Origin of the sequence: Candidatus Culexarchaeum yellowstonense (genome assembly GCF_024707025.1) — an archaeon.
Classification (GTDB): domain Archaea; phylum Thermoproteota; class Methanomethylicia; order Culexarchaeales; family Culexarchaeaceae; genus Culexarchaeum.
In genome coordinates, this window is record NZ_JANGFQ010000174.1 from 1 (window position 1) to 2,795 (window position 2,795).

General features: G+C 39.8%; 10 protein-coding genes. 1 reads left to right on the plus strand and 9 read right to left on the minus strand.

Going from position 1 to position 2,795, the window contains the following annotated elements; all coding sequences use genetic code 11:
• From MRT15_RS10445 to MRT15_RS10485, 9 genes are all read right to left on the minus strand, one after another.
• On the minus strand, positions 1–335 hold a 335-nt coding region (locus tag MRT15_RS10445), incomplete at its 3' end, for a DNA methyltransferase (protein WP_304330063.1).
• 34 nt (positions 336–369) lie between these two features.
• Positions 370–597, minus strand: a complete 228-nt coding sequence (locus tag MRT15_RS10450) for a hypothetical protein (protein ID WP_304330065.1) — start codon at positions 595–597, stop codon at positions 370–372.
• Positions 581–814, minus strand: coding sequence for a hypothetical protein (locus MRT15_RS10455; protein WP_304330066.1), 234 nt, complete (start codon positions 812–814; stop codon positions 581–583). The genes MRT15_RS10450 and MRT15_RS10455 overlap by 17 nt, the downstream gene beginning before the upstream one ends.
• 1 nt (position 815) lies before the next feature.
• On the minus strand, positions 816–1,043 hold the full coding sequence (locus MRT15_RS10460) for a hypothetical protein (protein ID WP_304330068.1): 228 nt from the start codon (positions 1,041–1,043) through the stop codon (positions 816–818).
• 5 nt (positions 1,044–1,048) lie between these two features.
• A complete protein-coding gene (locus MRT15_RS10465) occupies positions 1,049–1,267 on the minus strand; it encodes a hypothetical protein (protein ID WP_304330070.1) in 219 nt (72 codons plus the stop codon).
• Complete coding sequence (locus MRT15_RS10470) at positions 1,264–1,434, minus strand: hypothetical protein (protein ID WP_304330072.1); 171 nt, start codon at positions 1,432–1,434, stop codon at positions 1,264–1,266. The genes MRT15_RS10465 and MRT15_RS10470 overlap by 4 nt, the downstream gene beginning before the upstream one ends.
• Positions 1,435–1,564: 130 nt before the next feature.
• Positions 1,565–1,852, minus strand: a complete 288-nt coding sequence (locus tag MRT15_RS10475) for a hypothetical protein (protein WP_304330073.1) — start codon at positions 1,850–1,852, stop codon at positions 1,565–1,567.
• A 7-nt stretch (positions 1,853–1,859) separates the two neighbouring features.
• Positions 1,860–2,039, minus strand: a complete 180-nt coding sequence (locus tag MRT15_RS10480; RefSeq protein WP_304330075.1) for a hypothetical protein — start codon at positions 2,037–2,039, stop codon at positions 1,860–1,862.
• Between the two features lie 2 nt (positions 2,040–2,041).
• Positions 2,042–2,212: a hypothetical protein gene (locus tag MRT15_RS10485; protein ID WP_304330077.1), complete on the minus strand. Its 171-nt coding sequence runs from the start codon at positions 2,210–2,212 to the stop codon at positions 2,042–2,044.
• 104 nt (positions 2,213–2,316) lie between these two features.
• Here MRT15_RS10485 and MRT15_RS10490 point away from each other — a divergent pair, with 104 nt between their 5' ends.
• Complete coding sequence (locus tag MRT15_RS10490) at positions 2,317–2,667, plus strand: hypothetical protein (protein ID WP_304330079.1); 351 nt, start codon at positions 2,317–2,319, stop codon at positions 2,665–2,667.
• The last annotated feature ends 128 nt before the right edge of the window (positions 2,668–2,795 follow it).

Genomic DNA, 2,795 nt, shown 5'->3' on the forward strand with positions numbered 1-2,795 from the left:
AACTTCCTTTCTATGTCTATCTGAATTGCATTTCTACCATGCAAGGCTGCTACAACTCCAGTGCTACCGGACCCAGCCATGGGATCCAATATTACGTCTCCAGGCTTAGTGTAATTCAGGATTAGGTATTCAAGTAGCTTAGTGTTGGCTTTAGCTGGATGGGCTACTGCATGATCGAGGAATGGCTTATATTTGCCGAATGCAGGTGTGCTTGGAAAGTTGAGTTCCACTGCAGGTATGTAATCCTCAAGTCTACTCTTGAACTCTTCAACCATACCAAACATCTCCCATTTTGGTATACCTTTAATTTTACCGTTTAGAGGACCTAAACTCAACCCCCATGGTGGGGGACCTCCCCACATTCACTGTTTATATGATTTCCCATGTGGCTGATGTTATGGGCTTCACTAATCCCATCTTTACGAATATGTTCAGCCATTTATCAATGGTCCTTCTATCTCCACCCCTAACTGCTCCACACTTGTTACAGGTCCAGCGGACTTCAACAACGTAATCCACGATCACATGCACTTCTGGAATCATCATTCCACCACAGTTATGGCATGGTATCTTTCCAAATTCATATTTCGAATTCAACTAGGATCCTCTTCTTGAGCATTATTGCATTTAGAAATGTGATGAAGCTCCATGTTGCGGACCTAAGCCTATGGCTTGGCAAATGTAATAGGAAGTCGAGTTTCAATGCATTTGGATGTATAATGTGCATTCTGAAACGTTTTATTCCACGCCAAACTTCTGGTTTAAGCTTTAAAAGTTCAGTTTTATCTTTGATCGTGTATTTAAATTTCTTCAACTTATTCCTCCCCCAAAGCTTTCATTATTATCCTTTCAACGTTTCTAATTAGCAGTGCAGCTAGATCTGCGAATATTATTATGAAGATTAATAGTATGATGCATATTCCTCTAAGCATGTTGTGATCGTATATGTCTCTTGCAACCCCCCACATTGTTATCATGCATGTAATGTTCAGTAGAATTGCACCTATTGTGACGAGTTTAATTATCGTTTCACTTGAAACCATAAAGTTCAACCTCCAACATACTGATATCTAACCCTTCCATCCCAGCAAAGCCAAACTTGAAGTTCATTGTTTAAGAGTGCTTCTAAAAGTGCATTTTTCATTCTTGGACTGCATTTCTCCCTTTCAATTGCCTCAATGGCTTCAACTATGCTTAATGGTTTATCGATTTTTGGATGAGGCTTGTATCCACCCATAAAATGCATTAAATCCATCCAAACCTTCACTTCTCCTCAGCCTCCAACCTCGCCTTTATCTCCTCTATTTCAACGTATATTTCAATTAATGCCAATGCTAGGAAGCCCCATAGGAATGCTTGATATGGATCGATGAGCTTTAATACAGATAAAATTATTACAATTGCAAATAATATGGCTGGAAACATCATTTCCACCTTTCATCCCCTCCTCAATCCCTCCTAACTCTATAATCAATGTAATCAAACAGTTTTATCCCTATAATAGTCCCCAATAAACCACCTAAACAGAACAGAAATATCAGTAGAGCAATATCTTTAACCTCTATCATCCTTCAATCTCCTCCACGATCTTTAGTGGAATTATGCTTGCAATTTGATAACCCTTTCCACATGAATTGAAGAATGCATCTACATGTAATGCAACATAAGTTAGGGTTCCACAAGGAATATGCTGCAATTTCATGATTACAGGTCCAGGTACACTGTGAACATCCATGCCTATAACCTTGAACTCATCAGTCACATCCTTCAATGACCTAGCACCATAAACTTCCTCCCTCGGCATAACTGTCGGCTTTATTACTGCTGGTATAAGTGGAAGATGCATGCTCAATTCTTCTTCACCTCAAAGCAACTTTCCTAATCACCTTATCCCCAAACCTTACTTCAACTTCCCCAATCTTATGTAGAAGTGGAAGCATGCATATGCTTATGAACCTGTAGTAGCAGTTCCAGCATCCCCTATTATCTCCAATATACCCCTTTTCAGGTCTCCAAAAGTTGCAGTGAATGTAAATCAAGTTCATTCCCCCCTCCTTATGATTAGAGCCTTATTTTCCACGTCAACTTCTATTAGCACTCTTTCTCCACGTTTGAATGGGAATGAACTATCCATTGCAACTTCCTCAGGAACAAGGATGTAGTAGCTCCTCCTACTTCTAGTCCAAATTATTTTTCCAATTCCTTTTAACATGGCACATCATATTGATATTACATTAAGGTATTATATAAAGGTTTTTCATGTTGGCAAAAAGTTTAAATATTTGTTTATGTATTTATTTATTGGTGTGTGGAAAAATGCAGAACCACACCAATATGGGGTTCCCAGCCCCCATGAAAAGGTCCGCCTCCCCCGGACCTGAAGCTGGGAAGGGGAGGAAATGTGTCGTAAGTAGAGGGGTCTACGTGAAGGAGGGGAAGAGAATAGTTAGCAATGTAAAGCTTCCAGAAGATGCAAAGCTATTACTTGAGATTCCCAAAGGGATGATTGGCGAAGACGTTGTATATATAGAGCAACTATATCTTGTCGATGAAGATGCTGTGATAGAGATCCCATTCGGAAGAGATTTCATTCGACTGAAGGCAAGGGAACTCAGAATACCCACACTCGATCTCGAGTGCACCTATGGAATAAAACTCGAAGAATAAATGATTTATGAGGTGATGTGGAATGAGGAAGGCAGTAAAATATGAACTTTCAAAAGGTGGGAGAGTTTGCACGATCCACTTTGACGATGGATCCACCGCTAAAATTGACTTCGAAAACTTCCTGAAAA

What these genes read in the sequence shown, in the direction of transcription:
- MRT15_RS10490 (WP_304330079.1), top strand. Translation starts at nt 2,317, where the DNA reads ATGCAGAACCACACCAATATGGGGTTCCCAGCCCCCATGAAAAGGTCC.
- MRT15_RS10485 (WP_304330077.1), bottom strand. Translation starts at nt 2,212, where the DNA reads ATGTTAAAAGGAATTGGAAAAATAATTTGGACTAGAAGTAGGAGGAGC.
- MRT15_RS10460 (WP_304330068.1), bottom strand. Translation starts at nt 1,043, where the DNA reads ATGGTTTCAAGTGAAACGATAATTAAACTCGTCACAATAGGTGCAATT.